This window comes from Streptomyces sp. NPDC046939 (assembly GCF_040644575.1).
Taxonomy (GTDB): domain Bacteria; phylum Actinomycetota; class Actinomycetes; order Streptomycetales; family Streptomycetaceae; genus Streptomyces.
The window spans coordinates 301,329-321,375 of record NZ_JBEYWV010000002.1; the positions used below are offsets into that span (position 1 = coordinate 301,329).

Here is a 20,047-nt window from a genome sequence, read left to right on the forward strand (position 1 = left end):
CCTCCGTACAGGAAGCCCCAACGGGCCTGCGGACAAGGGTGGTTGACCGAGCACGGTCACCATAGCCACCCCTCCGTCAGATGTCTGTACCGCCCTCGCCGCCCCCGGACGGCACCGGCTCCCCGGCCACCACGAGCCGTACGTGCTCGTCGATCTCGGCGCGCGCCTCCACCGGCAGCCCCGCGTCCGTCACCAGCGTGTCCACCTGGTCGAGGGAGGCGAACGAGCTGAGCCCCACCGTCCCCCACTTGGTGTGGTCGGCGACGACCACCACACGCCGCGCGGACTGCACGAGCCGCCGGTTCGTCTCCGCCTCCGCGAGGTTCGGCGTGGAGAGACCGGCCTGCGGGCTTATGCCGTGCACCCCGAGGAAGAGCACGTCGAAGTGGAGCGCCGCGATGGCCTGGTCCGCGACGGGACCCACGAGCGAGTCGGACGGGGTGCGCACCCCGCCGGTGAGGACCACCGTCGCCGCCCCCTGCCGGGTGCCCGCGCTGCGCTGCGCCGCGTGGAAGACGTCGGCGACCCGCACCGAGTTCGTCACCACCGTCAGGTCCGGCACGTCGAGCAGGTGCTGGGCCAGCGCGTACGTCGTCGTCCCGCCGGACAGGGCGATCGCGGTGCCGGGCGCGGCCAGCGACGCCGCCGCGCGCGCGATGTCCTCCTTGGCGGTCAGCTCGAGACCGGACTTGGCCTCGAACCCCGGCTCGTGCGAGCTGGCCTCGACGACCGGGACGGCGCCGCCGTGCACCTTCTCCAGGACGCCCTGGCGCGCCAGCGCGTCGAGGTCGCGGCGGACCGTCATGTCGGAGACGCCGAGCTTCCTGGTCAGCTCGTTGACCCGGACGCCGCCGCGGCGGCGGACCTCGTCGAGGATCAGGGAGCGGCGCTGCTCCGCGAGGAGGTTCTGATTCTCGCTCACGTCCCGTCGGATCCCTTCGCCGAACCCCGCCTCTCGCGGGCTGCCACACGGTGTGCTCATCGCGTCGTCATCCTCGCATGTGCCACCGACAGCCGTACCACCGCCGTACCACCCCCGGCGAGGGCTCCGCGCACATCGGTGCCGCAACGATCGGGGAGATTCCGTGAGGGACGAGGTGCACGCGCGCGCCGAGCGGGGATCCTGCTGGTGTTGAGGAACGGGGGACACGCACCATGGCGCGCGAGAACGATCACGGCAAGGACGGGACCGACAGCACCGGAGCGAAGACGGCGGCCGACGAGACCGCCCTGGAACTGCTCGTCCACGGCGTTGGCGGCACCACGCCCCAGGCCATGCTCGACGACCCGCGCACGGTCCGGGTGGCGGGCGACGAGACGGCGGCGATGTTCCGCCGCGCCGAGGACGTGGACGCGGAGGACCGCCCCGAGGAGTACCGGGGCAGACCGGTGCCCGAGGCGTACGTGTGGTGCAACCTGACGTCCGGCAACGGATCACGGGCCCTGTGGCTGGTGCTGCTGCCCTTCATGGTCGTCAACCTCGCCCACTGGATGCGGCCCAACGCCCGCCGCAGGTCACGCACCGTGCGCCTGTACGGCCTGCTCGTCCGCCTGACCGGACTCACCCTCACCGTCCTCTTCGTCGCGGCGGCCTGCGAGGTCGCGCTCGACCTCACGGCCTGGCAGTGCGCGGGCACGGCGGCCTGCGGCGAGCAGCGGGCCTGGCTCGGCTTCCTCTCCGTGGACGCGCACGGCCACGGCGGCTGGTGGAGCCAGCCCGGCCGCCGCCTCGCCCTCGCCGGGCTCGTCCCCACCGCCCTGACGGCCCTGCTCTGGTACCTCTCGCACCGCACCTGGAGCGCGTACGAGTCCCAGCTCCCGCTGCCGCACCAGCCCGAGCCGGACAACGGGGACGGCGGCACCGCCCTCGGCAAGCCCGGCTTCTGGTACGGGCGCCGTCTGGTCGCCCGGCTGCGCGCCGCGCACGCCGCCGCGGGCCTGCTGACCGTCGCCGCCGCCGTCTCCACCTCCGCCGCCCGCCACGACCGGGCGCCCGGCGGGCCCGCGCTCCTCGACGTCCTGGGCTGGGTTCTCGTCGGCGGCCTTCTCACCGGGGCGGTCGCCGTCGTCGGCGTCGTCGTCCACCGCGGCCGCAGCGAGAACACCCTGGACACCGCCCTGAACCGCGCGGCCGTGCGCGCCCTGCCGTACGCCGCGCTCGCCCTGCTCGCGCTCAGCATGGTGTACGCGGCCTGGTCGCGCCCCGAGTGGCGCTCCTCGGGCCGCCTCCCCGGCGACGCCGTGTTCGGCGGCATCGCCCTGGTCCAGGGCGCCCTCGTCGTGGTCCTCGCCGTCGTCGCGAAGGTGATCTACCGCAGGGCCCGTGACCCGCGCACCGCCCTGCGCGGCCTCGGCGGCCCCGCGACCGCCATGCTCGCCTGCGCGCTCGGCGGCGTGATGACCGGCGGCATCGCCCAGCGCGTCGCCGACTGGCTCGACGGCACCAGCGGACTGATCGACGGGCCGCCCGTCCTGCTCTCCTGGCAGGCTTCCGTCATCCCGCCGCTCCTCGTCGTCCTCGCCGTGCTGTGCGCCGCGCTCGCCGTGCGCACCGCGCGCGTGAAGAAGCGCGAGAAGGCCCGGGTCGCCGAGGACTACCACCTCGACACCCGCCCAGGCGGGACCACCGAGCCGGGCGAGGCCACCGACACGGCCCGCACCGAGCGCATCGCGGGCACCCGCGCGCGTGCCGCCCTCACCGACAAGGCCCCCTTGATCGCGGGCGTCGTCTCGGCGGTGACGCTGCTCCTCGGCGCCCTCGCCGTCGTCGGCGCCTGGACCACGGGCGAGGTGCCCGGAGTCGCCGCCGAGGGCTCGTACCCGATCGTCCAGGGCGCCGCCGACACCGCGCAGGCGCTCGGCTCCTGGTTGATCGGCGCGGGCTTCATACTGTTCGTCACCTGGGGCCGCCGCGCCTACAAGGACCCGTCCGCGCGCCGCACCATAGGCATCCTGTGGGACGTGGGCACCTTCTGGCCGCGCGCCGCGCACCCCTTCGCGCCGCCTTGCTACGCCGAGCGCGCCGTCCCCGACCTGACCTGGCGCATGGCCACCTGGACCCGCACCACGGGCGGCCGTCTCATCCTCTCGGGCCACTCGCAGGGCAGCGTCCTCGCGGCGGCGGCCGCCTGGCAACTGCACCCGGCCGTGCGCAAGCGCGTCGGACTGCTCACCTACGGCTCACCGATCGAGCGGCTGTACGGGCGCTGGTTCCCGGCGCACTTCGGCCCCGCCGCCCTGGCGTCCCTGCACCGGCAGGTCGACTGCTGGCGCAACCTGCACCGCAGGACCGACCCGATCGGCGGCCCGATCAAGCTGCCCGGCAAGTGCGGCCCCGTCGTCGACCACCCGGCGCTCCTCGACCCGCTCGCCTACGGCCGCACGGAGCGCCACCCGCTGCCCGCGCCGATCCTCGGCCACAGCGACTACCAGGCGGACCCGGTCTTCGCCGAGGAGCGGAGGCGGCTGCTCGCGCGCCTCACGCCGGGCGTCCCGCGGCAGCGGCCCGAGTCCGGGGCCGAGCCTCAGGGCAGTTCGGGCAGGTCGTCCGGGTAGAGCAGCGTCAGGTCGTCGGTGCTCGGCTCGTCGACCTGCGCGACCCGGCCCGCGTGCCGCTCCACCATCGCCTCGAACGTCTGCCGCGCGGTGCGCCCGTTGCCGAACGCCGGGCCCTTCGGGAGCGCCGTGAAGTACTTCAGCAGTGCTTCCGGCGTCCCCGGGGCGAGCCGGTACTCGTGCTCCTCGGCCTGCTGCTCCACGATGCGCAGCAGCTCCTCCGGCACGTAGTCGGAGAACGTGATGGTCCGTGAGAAGCGGGACGCGACCCCGGGGTTGACCGACAGGAACCGCTCCATCTCCGCCGTGTAGCCCGCGACGATGACGACGACGGCGTCCCGCTGGTCCTCCATCAGCTTCACGAGGGTGTCGATCGCCTCACGGCCGAAGTCGCGCCCGGAGTCCTCGGGGGAGAGGGCGTACGCCTCGTCGATGAACAGCACGCCGCCGTGCGCCCGCTGGAACGCCTCCTGGGTGCGGATCGCGGTCGACCCGATGTGCTCGCCGACCAGGTCGACACGGGACACCTCCACGAGATGGCCCTGCTCCAGGACGCCGAGCCCGGCGAGGATCTCCCCGTACAGGCGCGCCACCGTCGTCTTGCCGGTGCCGGGGGAGCCGGTGAAGACCAGGTGCCTGCGCACGGACGCCGCCTTGAGTCCGGCCTCCTGGCGCCTGCGCCCCACCTCGATCATGTCGGTGAGCGCCCGCACCTCCCGCTTGACGTCCTCCAGGCCCACCAGGGAGTCGAGTTCGCTCAGCACGTCCTTCGACGTACGGGCCGGCTTCGGCGGCGCCGCCGCGGGCGCCGCCGTGGGCCGCTGGTCGGGCACCGTGCCGAGCAGCCCGACGGTCTGCGTGGCGGTCTGCACGGCCGACTCCGCGACCGGCGGGGGCGTCGCGGCGGAGCCGGGGCGGACGCCGCCGCTCTCGTCGCTGGTGCAGTCCTCGACGAGCGGGCCGTCCTCGGCGAACTCGTAGCCGCCGCGCGCGCACCGCTCCGTACGGCACTTCTTCAAGGTCGTGCGGCAGCCGTCGATGACGTGAAAGCCGTAACCGCCGCTGCCCGTGACGCGGCAGCCGGTCAGGCTGCCCCGGCCGCCCGCCGACACGTAGAAGCCCGCCTCGGCGGGGGAGGTGATGGTGCAGCGCTCGATCGTGGGGTCGGCGCCCTTGGTGACGATGACACCGGTCTGCACCGTGTCGACCGTGCAGTTGGCGAGGGTGCCGCCGCTGCCGTGGTCGCGGAACCAGGCGCCGGTCGCGGCCTCGCGGATGCGGCAGTCGTCGAGCTGCGCCGTCGCGCCGTCGCTCACCGACACGGCGGTGTTGCGCACCTGCGAGAGGTCGCTGTCCACGACGTCGACGCGCGAGCCGCGGTCGAGCACGAACAGGGCGTCCGGCACGTCGTGCACCCGGCACGCGTCGAGCACGGCGGTCGCGCCGTCGCTCACCCACACCGCCGGGTAGTCGCCCGTACTGTCGTGGATCTCGCACTGGTTGGCGTCCACGCGCGTGCCGGGGTCCCACACCGACAGACCGTTGCGCCCGAACTGGCGCACGGTGGAGCGGGTCAGGGTGAGCACGGAGCGGGACCGCAGGTCGATCGCGTTCTCGGGCACGTCGTGGATGCGGCAGTCCGCGAGGGTGAGGACCGCGTCCGTGTCGAGCGTGACCCCGTCGGCCGTGGTGCGGTGCACGTCGCAGTCGGTGAGGTGGGCGGTGGCCCGGCCGGTCACCTGCACGCCCGAGCCCTTGACCTCGTACACCTCGCAGCCGATGGCCTCCAGGCCGCTGTGCTCGCCGGTCGCGGAGAGACCCGAGCCCGAGGTGTGGTGCACGCGGCAGCGCTCCAGGCGCGGGCGCGCGCCCCCGCGGACGGCGATCCCGGCCTGTCCGGCGGCGACGATCTCGCACTCCTCGAAGACGCCGCCCCCGCCGTCCAGGACGGCGATGCCGATGCCGGCGGGGTTGTCCACGGTGCAGCGCCGCACGGTCGGGCGGGCGCCGCCACGGACCTCGATGCCGGACGCGGAGCGGGTGACCACGCGTATGTCGGCGAGTTCGGGGGCGCCCTCCTCGACGAGCAGCGCGGGCGCCGCCACGTCCTGGCCCTCGATGTGCAGGTCCCGGACCGTCGCCGAGGCCCGCACCGTCAGCGGCACCCCGTCGGCGGGCGCGATGCGCACCGAGCCGGGGGTGCCGTCCGGGCCGCGCAGCGTCACCGCGCGCTGGACGACGAGGTTCTCCCGGTAGGTGCCGGGGGCGATGGTGAGTATGTCGCCGTCACCGGCCGCCTCCAGGGCGGCGGCCAGCGACGCGTACTCACCCGTGCGGCGCCGCCACCGCGATGTGCCGGTGTGCGTCACCTGGACCGTGCCCTGTGCCATGGCGCTGATCTGCCCCCACCTCGTCGTCCCGCGGGTCGCCTCCGCGCCCTGCCCGGCGCGCTTGTCCTGCGAAAGGTGGGTCCACCGTAGCGTGCGCGGACCTCGGGGGCTGACCGGAGCCGAACCCTGTCAGCTCCCCGTGCCCGTGCGGCCCCAGTCGGGACCGGCGATGTCCCAGGCGCGGTCCAGGCGCGCGTACCGGCGGCGGACCATGCGCCAGACGATCAGGCGGCGGGCGCCCTCCACGAGCCCGACGAGGGCGGTGGCCGTACCGACCCCGGCGAGCACCGCGTGCGTGGCGGCGGTGGTCCGGTCCAGGGGGCGGCCCACGACGTGGCCCGTGCCGTCGATCCACAGCGGGAAGGTGTCTCCCACGCGCGGGGACCGCAGCCCGGCGATGACCCGGTCGCGGTGCGCCGTACCGTCCGGCGCCCTCCACGTGGCCAGGACCCGGCTGTGCGCGTCGCGCGCGGTGGCGGTCTCGGGGTCGGGGTCGAGCGGCGGCTGCGCCGGCTTCTGGACCACGGTGGCCGTCACCTCGTGGCGCTGCTCGTGCTGGTGGCGGACCGAGCGGTACAGGGCGTCGCGCGCGAGCGTCCCCGCGACGGCGCCGGCGGCCGGTGCGGCCACCACCATGAGGACCAGCGCGACCAGTGCGACCCATGCCTCGGCCAGGTCTGTCCTGCGGCACAGCGGATTGCGGCGCCAGCGCCAGAGGCCGGTGATCGCTCGCACGGACTGCACCCCCCTTCCGTACCGTCCTGCCCCCGACTGCCAGGCTGCCATTGTCCTCCAACGAGCATGCCGGGCCTCCGGGTTCCCCCACCGGGTGACGGTTATGCGAGCACGGTGACCGGATCCCCCACCCGCACCGTGCCGCGCACCTCGGGCACCACGTTCGTCCCGAAGCACAGTTGGTCGCCGAAGCGGCGGTGGCGGGCGAGGGTGCGCAGCGGCTCCTTGCCCCGCTCGGCGGTGTCCTGGTCCGTGGTGGTCACCACGCAGCGGCCGCACTTCTTGGTGATGCGGAAGGTGACCTCGCCGATCGCGATGCGCGTCCAGTCGTCCTCGGCCCAGGGCGCGGTCCCCGAGACGACCACACTTGGCCGGAAACGGTTCATGGGCAGGGGGCCCTCGTCCGCGTGGTCGCCCTGCGCGATCAGGGAGTTGAGGGCGTCGAGGGAGGAGAGGGTGGTCACGAGCAGCGGGTAGCCGTCGGCGAAGCTGACGGTCTCGCCGGGCCGGGCGTACTCCGGGTCGATCGGCCGTCTGGTCGCCGGGTCGTCCAGGTGCAGCATCTGTGTGTCCGCCCCCAGGTAGGCGCTCCACCACGCGTGTGCGCGCCCGGCGGCGGGCACCGCCTCGACCTTGTCCTTCCAGACCTGGATCGTGGCCGTGATGTCGGGCTCGGGCACGTCGACCGCCAGCGGCTCCATGCCGGGCGCGGACAGCCGGACGCCGCCGGGCAGCTGCTCGGCGGCGGCCAGCGCGAGCCGTGGGTGCTGGCGCTGTGTGACGATCTTGCGGTCGGCGTCGACCAGTACCCAGCGGCGGTCCCCCGCGAGCCCCCACGGTTCCACGGCCGCCTCACGCGGCGCGTGCCCCCGAACCGCCTTCAGCGGGTGGACATGGATCGAGCTGAGCACAGGTTGCGACATGGGGCCATCCTGCCAGCAGGCACCGACAGCCCCACGCGGCGAGCCCTCTTCGCCCTAGTAACCGCGGTACTGCTGGCGGTTGTTGTACGGATCCTCGTACGGGGCCGGGGCGGGCCGGGGCGCGGCCGGGCGCATCGCCTCGTAGCCGGTGCCGGGCGCCGGGCGCGGCGGCTGCACCTGCGGGCCCGGATAGCCGCGCGGCCCGGCCGCCTGCTGCGGGATGTAGGCGGTCGGCGCCGAGTGCATGGCGGGCTGCATCGGGGCGTGCTGCTGCTGCGGCGCGTAGCCGTACTGCGGCGACGGGGCGGACGGCAGTGCGGGCAGGGCGGACGGCAGCGCGGGCAGGTGACTACCGGTGTCGTACGCGGAGGGGACCCGGATCGGGGCGATCTGGGGGGTGCCCCGTTCTGCGACGAGGGAGTCGTAGATCGGAGTGTCCGGGAAGGACGGCGCGGAGTGGTAACCGCCGCCATAGGTGGAGCGGGGGGAGGTCATGGCACATAAGTTAAGCCCACGATGTGGTCGTTGGGGAGACCGATAAGAGGGTTGTTTTGTGTGTCGGGCGTGGTCGCATGTCCCCAATGTGAGCGAACTTGCCAAAAACGGTCGCCACGGGACGCCAGGATCGTGTAAATGCCGCGTTCCTGACGGGTTACCGACGGGTTGAACGGTGATCTTCGTCGGTCTCTGTGCGCGCTTGTGCGGTCCTTTCCCGGCCGGGGAATAGGTTGGCGGAGAATCCGGGATCGAGTTTTGGGGGCAGACATGACAATGGCCAAAGGTTCGAATGTCGCCGTGCCGGCCCCGGCCGTGCGCGTCGAATTGGGTTGGCGATCCGGCCCCGGTGTCCCCGACGCCGACGCCTCGGCGCTCCTCCTCGTCGCCGGAAAGGTGCGCTCCGACGCCGACTTCGTCTTCTACAACCAGCCCGCGCACGCCTCGGGAGCGGTCCGGCACGAGGGCAAGAACACGGCAGGCGGCGCCGTGACGGACACCCTCTCCGTCGACCTCGCGCGCGTGGAGGCGGACATCGAGCGCATCGTCCTCGCCGCGTCCGCGGACGGCGGCACGTTCGGCCGGGTGCCCGGCCTCTACATCCGGGTCCTCGACGCGGCGGCCGGGACCGAACTCGCCCGCTTCGACGCCGAGGCGACGGTCGAGACCGCGTTCGTGCTCGGCGAGCTGTACCGGCGCCAGGGCGCCTGGAAGTTCCGCGCCGTCGGCCAGGGGTACGACAGCGGCCTCGAAGGGCTCGCCACGGACTACGGGATCAGCGTCGACGAACCCCCGCACGCGGCGCCGCCCGCGCCCGCCGCACCGGCGGCGCCCGTCCACGCCCCCGCGCCCCCGGCGAACCCGCCGGCCCCACCCGCGCCGCCCGCGCCCGCACCCGTACGCCTCACCAAGGTCACGCTCACCAAGGCCGCGCCCACCGTCTCCCTCGCCAAGCAGGGCGGCACCTCCGGCACGATGCGCGTCAACCTCAACTGGGAGGTGCGCAAGCAGTTCAGCGGCTGGGGCAGCAAGCGCGGCCGGGCCACCGCCCTGCACCGCGATCTCGACCTCGACCTGTGCGCCCTCTTCGAACTCGCCGACGGACGCAAGGGGGTCGTCCAAGCCCTGGGCAACGCGTTCGGCTCACTGCACCAGCCCCCGTACATCCACCTCGACGGCGACGACCGCAGCGGATCCGTCGCGACCGGCGAGAACCTGAGCATCAACCTCGACCACACGGACGCGTTCCGCCGCATCCTCATCTTCGTGACCATCTACGAGGGCGCGCGCAGCTTCGCCGACCTGCACGCCACCGTGACGCTGCACCCCCTCAACGGGGCGCCCATCGACTTCTCCCTGGACGAGTGCACCGTCCCCTCCACGGTGTGCGCCCTCGCCCTCATCACGCACGACGGCGGCGACCTGACCGTGCAGCGCGAGGCCCGCTACCTCGTCCCCGCGCGCGGCGTCAGCCCGCAGCGCACCGTGGACCAGGCCTACGGATGGGGCATGGACTGGACGCCGGGCCGCAAGTAGCGCCGGTCACTGTTCGGGCGCGGCGTCGGGGCGGGCGTACGTACGGCCCTTCCAGGCCGCGCCCCGGCCCCGGTAGTGCTGCACCGCCGAGTCCACCGTCATCAGGAGGTACAGGAACGCGGTGAACGGCAGCAGCGGGGCGAGCCACCAGGGCTGGCGGTAGTAGCGGAGCATCGGCAGATACGTGCCCGTCATCACCGCCCACGCGAGCGCGCCCAGCAGGGCCGCCTGTGCGCTGCCCGCGACTAGGCCCGCGCACAGGGCGACCGGGGGAACCAGGTAGACCAGGGCGAGGCCGAGAACCGTGCCCAGCAGGACCAGCGGGTTGTGGCGCAACTGGGCGTACGCGCTGCGCGACACCATCCGCCACAGGTCCGCCAGGCGCGGATAGGGCCGCACGCTGTCGACGCGCTCGGCGAGGCCCAGCCAGATGTGGCCGCCCGAGCGCTTCACCGCGCGCGCGAGCGACACGTCGTCGATGACCGCCTGGCGGATGGCGTCCGGGATGCGCGCCCGCTCCGCCGCCGTCGTCCGCAGCAGGACACAGCCGCCCGCGGCGGCGGCCGTGCGCGAGCCCTTCCTCGCGATCCGCCGGAACGGGTAGAGCTGCGCGAAGAAGTACACGAACGCGGGCACCACGAGCCGCTCCCACGCGCTCGCCACCCGCAGCCGCGCCATCTGCGACACCAGGTCGAAGCCGCCCGTGCGGGCCGCCGCCACCAGGCCGCGCAGGCTGTCCGGCTCGTGCGCGATGTCCGCGTCGGTCAGCAGCAGGAACTCAGGTCCACGCGCGCGTGCCAGGGCGATGCCGTGCCGGACCGCCCACAGCTTGCCCGTCCAGCCCGCGGGCGGCTCGCCGGGGGAGCCGACCGTCAGCGGAAGGCCGCCGTGGCGCGCGGCGAGGGCCCGCGCCACCTCGCCCGTGCCGTCGCTGCTGCCGTCGTCCACGAGGAAGATCTCCGCCCGCCCCGGATAGTCCTGCGCGAGCAGCGACGGCAGGCTCTCCGGCAGGACCTCCGCCTCGTCACGGGCCGGGACGACGACACACACGTCCGGCCAGTCGTCGGGCTCGGCGGCCGGAGGGAGGCGCAGGTCGGTGCGCCAGAAGAAGCCCTGGCAGAGCAGCAGCCACAGCCATGCGGCCAGCGAGGCCGCGGTGATCCACACAACGACGTCCATCCGCCGCAGTCTGCCCCACCCACGCCGCCTTGTCGGACCCATCGTCTATGGTTTCGGGGTGAAGATCGCGCTCATGGACTCGGGAATCGGCCTGCTCGCGGCGGCCGTGGCGGTACGGAACCTGCGGCCCGACGCCGATCTCGTGCTCTCCTCCGACCCGGACAGCATGCCGTGGGGTCCGCGCACCCCCGAGGACGTCACCCAGCGCGCGCTCGCCGCCTGCGAGGCCGCCGCCGCGCACCAGCCCGACGCGCTGATCATCGCCTGCAACACGGCGTCCGTGCACGCCCTGCCCGCCGTCCGCGCCCGGCTCGAACCGGCGATCCCCGTGATCGGCACCGTCCCCGCGATCAAGCCCGCCGCGACCGGCGGCGGCCCCCTCGCCATCTGGGCGACGCCCGCCACCACCGGCAGCCCCTACCAGCGCGGCCTCATCCGCGACTTCGCCGCCGGGGTCGAGGTCACCGAGGTGCCCTGTCCCGGGCTCGCCGACGCGGTGCAGTGGGCCGACGAGGACGGCATCGACCGGGCCGTCGCGGCCGCCGCCGCGCTCACCCCGCCCGACGTCAAGGCCGTCGTCCTCGGCTGCACCCACTACGAACTGGTCGCCGAGCGCATCCGCGCCGCCGTCCAGCAGCCCGGCGCCGCCCCGCTCGCCCTCTTCGGCAGCGCAGGCGCCGTGGCCGCGCAGGCGCTGCGCCGGATCGGCGAGCGCCCTGCCGCGGACCCGGAGGCCCGCGGGTCACTCACCGTCATCCTCAGTGGCCGTACGGAGACACTCCCGGAAGCCGCTCTCACATACGCCGAGGGGCGATCGTTGCAGGCCATCAGCCAGGTCTGCTGAGCCGCGCGGGGCGACGCGGAACCGTCACGCTGCGCGACCTCGTGCCTTCGCCCGGGAACATGAGTAGGCTCGTGTGCATGAGGGAAAACGCCGCCGACAAGCACCCGGGGCGACGCACTTCCGCCCACGCGAGCGAGATCTGGACCGGCCGCGCACGCAACCGCGTGCAGTGGATCCTGGCGCTGGGAGGCTTCGCCTGCCTCGCGCTCGGCATCGAGCTGGCCGTGGTCAGCTCATGGGCCTCGGGCATCGCCGCCCTGGCGATGTCGGTGGTCGGCCTCATCGCCGCCGGACTCCTCATCCTCTTCGGCACCCTCGCCTTCCTCCACGTCGCCGTGAAGGTCGACAAGGACCACCTGGAGGTGCGCTGCGGCCACGTCGGTGTGCCGCGCCGCAAGATCCCGCTCGCCCATGTCGTCGACGCGGACTTCGCGCCCAGCGTCACACCGCGCCAGTGGGGCGGCTGGGGCTACCGCTGGCGCCCCGAGATCGGCACGGCCGTCGTGGTCCGCCGGGGTGAGGGCCTGGTCCTGATCCTCGGCGACGGCCGCAGGTTCACGGTGACGGTGGACGACGCGGAGAGCGCGGTCCGCCACATCCGCGACCGCCTGACCCCCCGCCCGAAGCCGAAGGCCACGCGACCGGTTCTCTGACCTGGGCCGGTCCGTGGGCGGGGTCTGACGGGCGGAGCCCGGTGACAGAGCCGTAGCGCCGTGCGGACCCCGTCCCTGGACGGAACGCCGCCTCCGGCCCCGGCCGACCCTCTGACCTGCTCCCGACCCGCGTCCGCGTCCGGTCGGCATGTCTCGTTGACAGCGACGCGCCGTACACTCCCCGGGTGACCGTCACCGCACCGCCCGTCGCCTCCTCGGACGAGCCCGCCGCACCGCCCGTCGGATCCTCTCGCCTGCGACGGCTCGTGCCCGTCGGGCTCGTGGTGGCCGCCGGGCTGTCGCTCTGGGCGAGTTTTCCGCCGCGGGAGCTGCCGTGGCTCGCGCCGCTCTCGTTCGCGCTGTTCGGGGTCGCGGTGCACGGGCGGCGGATGCGCGCCGGGTTCGGGCTCGGCCTCCTGTTCGGACTGGCCTATCTGGTGCCGCTGCTCTCCTGGACCGGCGTCGACGTCGGCCCGTTGCCGTGGCTGGCGCTCGCCGCCGCCGAGGCGCTGCTCGTCTCCCTCGCCGGGCTCGGCATCGCGTACGTGTCGCGGCTCCCGCTGTGGCCGCTGTGGGCGGCCGGGGTCTGGATCGCGGACGAGGCGCTGCGCGCCCGGTTCCCGTTCGGCGGCTTCCCCTGGGGCAAGGTCGCCTTCGGGCAGCCCAGCGGCGTGTTCCTGCCGCTGGCCTCGCTCGGCGGCACCCCGCTGCTCGGCTTCGCCGTGGTGCTGTGCGGCTTCGGCCTCGCCGCGCTCGCCCTGCGCGTCATCGCCCTGCGGCGTCACGGCGCGGGCCGTCTCGTGCGGGACCGCGCCGCCGTCGCCGCCGCCGCGCTCACCGTCGTACCCGTGATCGCCGGAGCCGCGGCCTCGCCGCTCGTGTCGAACGCCGCGCAGGACGGCACCGCGCGCGTGGCCCTCATCCAGGGCAACGTGCCGCGCATGGGCCTCGACTTCAACGCCCAGCGCCGGGCCGTGCTCGACTACCACGTACGGGAGACGCTGAAGCTCGCCGCGAGGATCGAGGCGGGCGAGGTGAAGCGGCCCGACCTGGTCCTGTGGCCGGAGAACTCCTCCGACATCGACCCGTACGTCAACCAGGACGCGTACGCCGAGATCAGCAAGGCCGCGCGGGCCGTCGGCGCCCCGATCTCGGTGGGCGCCGTCGTCACCGCCAAGGACGGCACGGAGCGCAACCGGCTGATCCTGTGGGACCCGGAGACCGGGCCCGGCGCCACGTACGACAAGCGGCACCTCCAGCCGTTCGGCGAGTACATGCCGTACCGGAGCTTCTTCCGGATCTTCAGCAAGGACGTGGACCGCGCGGGCGAGTTCGTCCCCGGCGACAAGGCCGTCGCCTTCGACATGGCGGGCACGAAGATCGGCAACGTGACCTGCTACGAGGCCGCGTTCGACGACGTGGTGCGCGACCAGGTCCGCGAGGGCGCGCAGATCCTGTCCGTGCCGAGCAACAACGCCACGTTCGAGCGCAGCCAGATGACCTACCAGCAGCTCGCCATGGACCGGGTGCGCGCGGTCGAGCACGGCCGGGCCGTGATGGTCCCGGTGACGAGCGGCATCAGCGCCGTCATCCGGCCCGACGGGTCCGTGGCCCAGCACACCGGCATGTTCGAGGCCGACACCCTCGTCGCCGATGTGCCGAGGCGCACCTCGCAGACGCTCGCCACGCGCGCGGGCGCCTGGCCCGAGGCGCTCCTGGTCCTCGTCGGCGCGGCCGGCCTCGCCGGGGCCTTCGCGCGCGGCCGCAAGGGGCGGCGCGTCCAGGACTGAGACCGCCCTCCGAGCACACGGACCCGGCCCCCGGGCGTGCGGATAGGGTCGTGGGTATGGCGACTCCAGAGTTCATCCGCAAGATCCGGGCCAGCGCCGGCCACCAACTGCTCTACCTGCCGGGCGTCACCGCCGTCGTCCTCGACGACCAGCAGCGGGTGCTCCTGCACCGCCGCAGCGACACGGGCCTGTGGGGTCTGCCGGGCGGGATCGCCGAGCCGGGCGAGCAGCCGGCCTCGGTCGCGGCGCGCGAGGTGGAGGAGGAGACGGGCGTCGAGTGCGTCCCGGAGCGCGTCCTGCTCGTGCAGGCGCTCGAACCGGTGACGTACGACAACGGCGACCAGTGCCAGTACATGGACATCACCTTCCTGTGCCGCGCCACGACCACCGACTGCCGGGTCAACGACGACGAGTCGCTGGAGGTCGACTGGTTCGCCCTGGACGCGCTGCCGCGCCTCGCCACGTTCGAGCTGCACCGCATCAAGCTGGCCACCGAGGACGCGCCGACCTGGTTCGAGGGCATCGGGGAGGGGTGAGGCCGTGGCGCCACCCGGCCGCGGTGAGGTGACGGTCGGCCGTCCGCTGCCGGGCGACGGCCCCGCCCTGTGGCGCATCGCGCGCGACGCGCCCGGCATCGACGTCAACTCGCCGTACTTCTACGTGCTCTGGTGCCGTGACTTCGCCACCACCTCGGCGGTCGCCCGGACGGCCGCCGGGGTCCGCGGCTACCTCGTGGGGTTCGCGCGGCCGCAGGCCCCGGACACCCTCTTCGTCTGGCAGACCGCGGTGGACGCCGCCCTCCGGGGCCGGGGCCTGGCGCGCCGGATGCTGGACCTCGTCGCCGACGGCCGCTTCCGCCACGTGGAGGCCACGGTCGCCCCGGACAACCACGCCTCGGCGGCCTGGCTCTCCGCCTTCGCCCGCGACCGCCGCGCCGGCCTGGTCCGCACCCCGCTGTGGGGCCGCGAGGACTTCCCCGGCGCGGACCACGGCCCGGAGGTGCTGTTCCGCGTCGGGCCGCTCACTCCGGCCGGGGGTGTCGGCGCACCATGAACGGGCGCCGAAGTATGGGTGGCGGCCACATCGGGTGGCGTCCGCGCGCTGCCTAGGGTGCGGAGCATGACCCCGAGTACCCCCTTCGCCGCCGCGCCCCTCGCCCAGGCCGCACCGCTCGACCTCGGCGGACGCACCGCACTCGTCACCGGAGCCGCAGGCGGCATCGGCCGCGCCTGCGTCCTGCGGCTCGCCGCCGCGGGCGCCAAGGTCCGCGCGGTCGACCTGGACCGGGAGGGGCTCGACGAACTGGCCGCGCGGACCGACGGCGTCGAACCGTACGTCCTCGACCTGACCGACCTCGACGCCGCCGAGGCCGCGGCGGCGGACGGCGTCGACGTCCTCGTCAACAACGCGGGGCTCCAACTGGTCCGCCCCATCGAGCAGTTCCCGCCCGAGGTGTTCCACACCGTCCTGACGGTGATGCTGGAGGCCCCGTTCCGGCTGATCAGGGGCGCGCTCCCGCACATGTACGAGCAGGGGTGGGGCCGCATCGTCAACGTGTCGTCGGTGCACGGCCTGCGCGCCTCCGCGTACAAATCGGCGTACGTCGCGGCCAAGCACGGCCTCGAAGGGCTCTCCAAGACGGCGGCGCTCGAAGGCGCCCCGCACGGCGTCACCTCCAACTGCGTCAACCCGGCCTATGTGCGCACCCCGCTCGTCGAGAAGCAGATCGCCGACCAGGCCGCCGCCCACGGCATCGGCGAGGACCGGGTGGTGAGCGAAGTGCTGTTGCAGGACAGCGCGCTCAAGCGGCTCATCGAACCCGAGGAGGTCGCGGAGGCGGTCGCCTACCTGTGCACCCCGCAGGCGTCCTTCATGACCGGGGCGTCGCTGACCCTCGACGGAGGCTGGACCGCCCATTGAGGCGCGGGTGATCCTGTTGCCCATGGAGCAGCACCCACCGCACCCGGCGCAGGCCGACACCCAGGCCCCGTTCCTGGAACTCCTCGCCCGGGGCGCCTCCGCCGACGCCTACGAACAGCCGGTGCTGCTCGCGCGCGCCGAGGGCGCCGACCCCGACCGCATCGCCGCCCTGGAGCACGCCAAGCGGCTCGCGCTCGGGGTGCGGGAGGAGATGGAGGGCAGGCGGCGCCGCGAGGCCGAGCTGTCCGCGCTGTTCGAGACCGCCCACGACCTGGCCGGGCTCCGCGACCTCGACGCCGTGCTCCAGGCCATCGTGCAGCGCGCCCGGTCGCTGCTCGGCACCGACGTGGCGTACCTGACGCTGAACGACCCGGCGCGCGGGGACACGTACATGCGCGTGACCGAGGGCTCGGTCGCCGCCCGGTTCCAGCAGTTGCGGCTCGGGATGGGGGAGGGGCTCGGCGGGCTCGTCGCCCAGACCGCACGCCCGTACGTCACCGACAACTACGGGCAGGACGTGCGCTTCCAGCACACCCGCACCATCGACGCCGGGGTCCACGACGAGGGCCTCGTCGCGATCCTCGGGGTGCCGCTGTCGCTCGGGCCGCACGTGATCGGCGTGCTGTTCGCCGCCGACCGCCGCGCCCGCGTCTTCGCGCGGGAGGAGATCGCCCTGCTCGGCTCGTTCGCGGCGCTCGCCGCCGCGGCCATCGACACCGCGAACCTGCTCACCGAGACCCGCGAGGCGCTCGGCGAACTGGAGCGCGCCAACGCGATCATCCGCGACCGCAGCGGCGTCATCGAGCGCGCCTCCGACGTCCACGACCGCCTCGCCGAACTGGTGCTGCGCGGCGGCGGCGTGCACGACGTGGCCGCCGCCGTCTCCCAAGTCCTCGACGGCACGGTCGAGTTCACCGACGCGGACACCGCGCCCGGCGACGCCGTCGAGGCGTCCCGGGCCGAGGGCCACGCGGTGCGGCGCGGCGACGACTGGGTCGCGGCCGTCGCCGCCGGAGGGGAACTCCTCGGCGCCCTGGTCCTGCGCGGCCAGGCCCGGCTCGACCCCGTCGACCAGCGGACCCTGGAGCGCGCCGCCATGGTCACGTCCCTGCTGCTCCTCGCCCGCCGTTCGGCAGCCGAGGCGGAACAGCGCGTACGAGGGGAGCTGTTGGACGACCTGCTCGACGCCCGCGACCACGATCCGCGCCTCCTGCGCGAGCGGGCCGCACGCCTCCACGCCGACCTCGATACCGCGCACGTCGTGCTCGCCGCCCGCCCCGAGACGGCCGGCGCCGACGCCGAGCAGGAGGCGGCCACCCGCCGCCGCCTGTGGTCGGCCGCCAACCACCTCGCCGCGACCCGGCACGGCCTCGCCGCCGCGCGCGACGGCGGTACGGTCCTGCTCCTTCCCCTGAGCGCGGACGGCACGGCCTCCGACATCGCCGCGCACGTCGCCAAGCGGCTCTCGGCGGCGATCCACGAACCGGTGACCGTCGGCGCCTCCGCCCCCGTCACGGACCTGGCCCACCGGGCCGACGCCGCCTCCTGCGCCTATGTCGAGGCCCGCCGCTGCCTCGACGCGCTGCGCCTGCTCGGCCGGGCGGGCGAGGGCGCGGCGGCCGAGGACTTCGGCTTCCTCGGCCTTCTGCTCGCCGACAGCCGCGACATCGGCGGCTTCGTCGCCCGCACCATCGGCGAGGTCGTCACCTACGACGAGCGCCGGGGCACCGACCTCGTCCGCACCCTCGACGCCTACTTCGCGTCCGGCATGAGCCCGGCCCGCACCAAGGACGCCCTGCACGTCCACGTCAACACCGTCGCCCAGCGCCTGGAGCGGATCGGCCGGCTGCTCGGCGCGGACTGGCAGTCACCGGCGCGGGCCCTGGAGATCCAGTTGGCGCTGCGGCTGCACCGCCTCACGGGCCCGGACACGCGCTGACCCCGTACGCGAGAGGCGTACGGGGCCGGTACGAGGGGTGCCGTCAGACGCTGTGCGCGTCCGCCCGCCGGGCGGCGACCGGTTCATCCTCCGGCTCGATGTCGGCGAGGTCGCGGTGGCGGGTCTCCTTCGCGACGCCGACGGCGATCAGGGTCACCAGCGCGGCGGCGATCACGTACAGGGCGATCGGCGTCGAGCTGTCGTAGTCGGCGAGCAGGGCCGTCGCGATGAGCGGCGCGGGCGCGCCCGCCGCGACCGAGGCGAACTGGGCGCCGATCGAGGCACCGGAGTAGCGCATCCGGGTCGCGAACATCTCGGAGAAGAAGGCGGCCTGCGGGGCGTACATCGCGCCGTGCAGGACCAGGCCGACGGTGACGGCGAGGACGAGGTTGCCGAAGCTCGCGGTGTCGACGAGCGAGAAGAACGGGAACATCCACAGCCCGACGCCCGCCGCACCGAGCAGGTACACCGGCCGGCGGCCGACCCGGTCCGACAGGGCGCCCCACGCGGGGATCGCGGCGAAGTGCACGGCGGAGGCGATGAGGACGGCGTTGAGCGCGGTCTGCTTGGAGACACCGGCCGACGTGGTGGCGTAGACGAGGATGAAGGCCGTGATCACGTAGTAGCTGATGTTCTCGGCCATCCGGGCGCCGATCGCGACGAGCACGTCCCGCCAGTGGTGGCGCAGGACCGCGACGAGCGGCATCTTCTCGACCGTCCCCGAGTCCTGCGCCTTGCGGGCCTCGGCGCGGGCCAGGGCCTCCTTGAAGACCGGCGATTCATCGACAGAGAGACGTATCCACAATCCGACCATGACGAGGACGCCGGAGAGCAGGAACGGGACGCGCCAGCCCCACGAGGTGAACGCGTCGTCCGAGATCAGCGCGGTCAGAGCGGAGAGGACACCGGTCGCGAGGAGCTGGCCCGCGGGCGCGCCGGTCTGCGGCCACGACGCCCAGAAGCCGCGCCGCCGGGCGTCCCCGTGCTCGGAGACGAGCAGCACCGCGCCGCCCCACTCACCACCGAGCGCGAAGCCCTGGACGAGGCGCAGCAGGGTCAGCAGGACGGGTGCCGCGACGCCGACGCTCGCGTACGTCGGGAGCAGACCGATCGCGCAGGTGGCGCCGCCCATCAGGAGCAGGCTCAGGACCAGGAGCTTCTTGCGGCCGAGCCGGTCGCCGTAGTGGCCGAAGACGAGCGCGCCGAGCGGGCGCGCCGCGAAACCGACGGCGTACGTCAGGAACGAGAGCAGAGTGCCGACGAGCGGGTCGGACTCGGGGAAGAACAGCTTGTTGAAGACGAGCGCGGCGGCGGAGCCGTACAGGAAGAAGTCGTACCACTCGATGGTGGTGCCGATGAGACTCGCCGCGACGATGCGCTTGAGGCTGGCCGGTGTCGGCGGAGCGGTTGCTGCGGAGGCCATGTGCACCACTTCCAGGCGGGGACGGGGACGTCTAGTTGCTGGCACAAGGTAGGAACGCGCAGGTCAGCGGCGTATGTGGTGGGACACCATACTTTTGCGGCCGGGTGTGGCGGCCGGGCGGATGACCCCCGGAACGGCCCAGGGGAGACGGGGCTGTCGGCTGCGGCCTGTTCCCGTCGGATCCGGCCGACCCGCCGACGTTCGGGGCGCGGGCCGAGGGCGACACGATCGTCGTCAGGATACCGATGTGCCCCACGGACGAGATCAGGCGCGTGGAGGTCTACGACGCCGACGACGTCGGGCACGAGAGTCCGCGCGTCGTGTGGTCCGCCTCGCGACCGGTCTCCGCGTCGGCCCGGAAGGGTCGGATCACGCTCTGGTCCGGCGAGGGGTTCGCGGAGCACTCGGCACGGCCCGGCGCGTCCTCGATCCCCCCAGTCATCGGAGTGGCCTACACGGACACGACAGGCGACGGGCGTGACGGCGTCCTCACCCTGCGCACGATCAGGAGTGCGCATCTGGGACCAGGGAAGTACTGGACCGACGACGGTCCTCTGACCGCCGGACAGATCGACGCGCAGCTCGGCTGTGACGACGGCGGTCCGTGAGCCGGGCGACTGCCCGGGGCCCTTTCGAAGACGGGCCCGGCACGAGATATCTTGATG

17 protein-coding genes are annotated in these 20,047 nt (G+C 73.9%); 10 read left to right on the top strand and 7 right to left on the bottom strand.

What is annotated here, in order from left to right; all coding sequences use genetic code 11:
- Nucleotides 1–76: 76 nt before the first annotated feature.
- On the bottom strand, nt 77–922 hold the full coding sequence (locus ABZ877_RS03670) for a DeoR/GlpR family DNA-binding transcription regulator (protein WP_361063688.1): 846 nt from the start codon (nt 920–922) through the stop codon (nt 77–79).
- Between the two features lie 233 nt (nt 923–1,155).
- On the opposite strand from ABZ877_RS03670, the gene ABZ877_RS03675 reads away from it, so the two are divergent.
- Nucleotides 1,156–3,555 carry a hypothetical protein gene (locus ABZ877_RS03675; RefSeq protein WP_361063691.1) on the top strand — a complete coding sequence of 800 codons (2,400 nt, stop codon included), beginning with the start codon at nt 1,156–1,158 and terminating at the stop codon, nt 3,553–3,555.
- Here the strand turns inward: ABZ877_RS03675 and ABZ877_RS03680 are convergent.
- The 4 genes from ABZ877_RS03680 to ABZ877_RS03695 all read right to left on the bottom strand — a co-directional run bounded on the left by ABZ877_RS03680 (nt 3,525) and on the right by ABZ877_RS03695 (nt 8,098).
- The gene (locus ABZ877_RS03680; protein WP_361063692.1) at nt 3,525–5,945 is read right to left on the bottom strand and encodes a right-handed parallel beta-helix repeat-containing protein; all 2,421 of its coding nucleotides are present in this window, start codon (nt 5,943–5,945) and stop codon (nt 3,525–3,527) included. The genes ABZ877_RS03675 and ABZ877_RS03680 overlap by 31 nt on opposite strands.
- Nucleotides 5,946–6,074: 129 nt before the next feature.
- Nucleotides 6,075–6,680, bottom strand: coding sequence for a hypothetical protein (locus ABZ877_RS03685; protein ID WP_361063887.1), 606 nt, complete (start codon nt 6,678–6,680; stop codon nt 6,075–6,077).
- 101 nt (nt 6,681–6,781) lie between these two features.
- Entirely contained in the window at nt 6,782–7,603 is an 822-nt protein-coding gene (locus ABZ877_RS03690) for an MOSC N-terminal beta barrel domain-containing protein (protein ID WP_361063695.1), read from the bottom strand.
- Nucleotides 7,604–7,657: 54 nt separating this feature from the next.
- Nucleotides 7,658–8,098 carry a DUF6643 family protein gene (locus ABZ877_RS03695; RefSeq protein ID WP_361063697.1) on the bottom strand — a complete coding sequence of 147 codons (441 nt, stop codon included), beginning with the start codon at nt 8,096–8,098 and terminating at the stop codon, nt 7,658–7,660.
- A 270-nt stretch (nt 8,099–8,368) separates the two neighbouring features.
- Here ABZ877_RS03695 and ABZ877_RS03700 point away from each other — a divergent pair, with 270 nt between their 5' ends.
- Entirely contained in the window at nt 8,369–9,634 is a 1,266-nt protein-coding gene (locus ABZ877_RS03700; RefSeq protein ID WP_361063700.1) for a TerD family protein, read from the top strand.
- Between the two features lie 6 nt (nt 9,635–9,640).
- Here the strand turns inward: ABZ877_RS03700 and ABZ877_RS03705 are convergent, their stop codons facing one another.
- Entirely contained in the window at nt 9,641–10,813 is a 1,173-nt protein-coding gene (locus ABZ877_RS03705; protein WP_361063702.1) for a glycosyltransferase, read from the bottom strand.
- Between the two features lie 58 nt (nt 10,814–10,871).
- Between ABZ877_RS03705 and ABZ877_RS03710 the strand changes: the two genes are divergently transcribed.
- The 7 genes from ABZ877_RS03710 (at nt 10,872) to ABZ877_RS03740 (ending at nt 17,959) form a co-directional block, all read left to right on the top strand.
- Nucleotides 10,872–11,657, top strand: a complete 786-nt coding sequence (locus ABZ877_RS03710) for an aspartate/glutamate racemase family protein (protein ID WP_361063704.1) — start codon at nt 10,872–10,874, stop codon at nt 11,655–11,657.
- 77 nt (nt 11,658–11,734) lie between these two features.
- Nucleotides 11,735–12,310: a hypothetical protein gene (locus ABZ877_RS03715; RefSeq protein ID WP_361063707.1), complete on the top strand. Its 576-nt coding sequence runs from the start codon at nt 11,735–11,737 to the stop codon at nt 12,308–12,310.
- 185 nt (nt 12,311–12,495) lie between these two features.
- On the top strand, nt 12,496–14,100 hold the full coding sequence (lnt, locus tag ABZ877_RS03720) for an apolipoprotein N-acyltransferase (protein WP_361063710.1): 1,605 nt from the start codon (nt 12,496–12,498) through the stop codon (nt 14,098–14,100).
- Between the two features lie 56 nt (nt 14,101–14,156).
- Nucleotides 14,157–14,636, top strand: a complete 480-nt coding sequence (locus ABZ877_RS03725) for an NUDIX domain-containing protein (protein WP_361063713.1) — start codon at nt 14,157–14,159, stop codon at nt 14,634–14,636.
- 4 nt (nt 14,637–14,640) lie between these two features.
- Entirely contained in the window at nt 14,641–15,153 is a 513-nt protein-coding gene (gene ectA / locus ABZ877_RS03730) for a diaminobutyrate acetyltransferase (RefSeq protein WP_361063716.1), read from the top strand.
- 66 nt (nt 15,154–15,219) lie between these two features.
- Nucleotides 15,220–16,020, top strand: a complete 801-nt coding sequence (locus ABZ877_RS03735; RefSeq protein WP_361063719.1) for a 3-hydroxybutyrate dehydrogenase — start codon at nt 15,220–15,222, stop codon at nt 16,018–16,020.
- Between the two features lie 22 nt (nt 16,021–16,042).
- Nucleotides 16,043–17,959, top strand: a complete 1,917-nt coding sequence (locus ABZ877_RS03740) for a helix-turn-helix domain-containing protein (protein ID WP_361063722.1) — start codon at nt 16,043–16,045, stop codon at nt 17,957–17,959.
- A 43-nt stretch (nt 17,960–18,002) separates the two neighbouring features.
- On the opposite strand, the gene ABZ877_RS03745 is transcribed toward ABZ877_RS03740, so the two are convergent.
- Nucleotides 18,003–19,382, bottom strand: coding sequence for an MFS transporter (locus tag ABZ877_RS03745; RefSeq protein WP_361063725.1), 1,380 nt, complete (start codon nt 19,380–19,382; stop codon nt 18,003–18,005).
- 245 nt (nt 19,383–19,627) lie between these two features.
- Between ABZ877_RS03745 and ABZ877_RS03750 the strand changes: the two genes are divergently transcribed.
- Nucleotides 19,628–19,990: a hypothetical protein gene (locus ABZ877_RS03750; protein ID WP_361063728.1), complete on the top strand. Its 363-nt coding sequence runs from the start codon at nt 19,628–19,630 to the stop codon at nt 19,988–19,990.
- Nucleotides 19,991–20,047 lie beyond the last annotated feature (57 nt).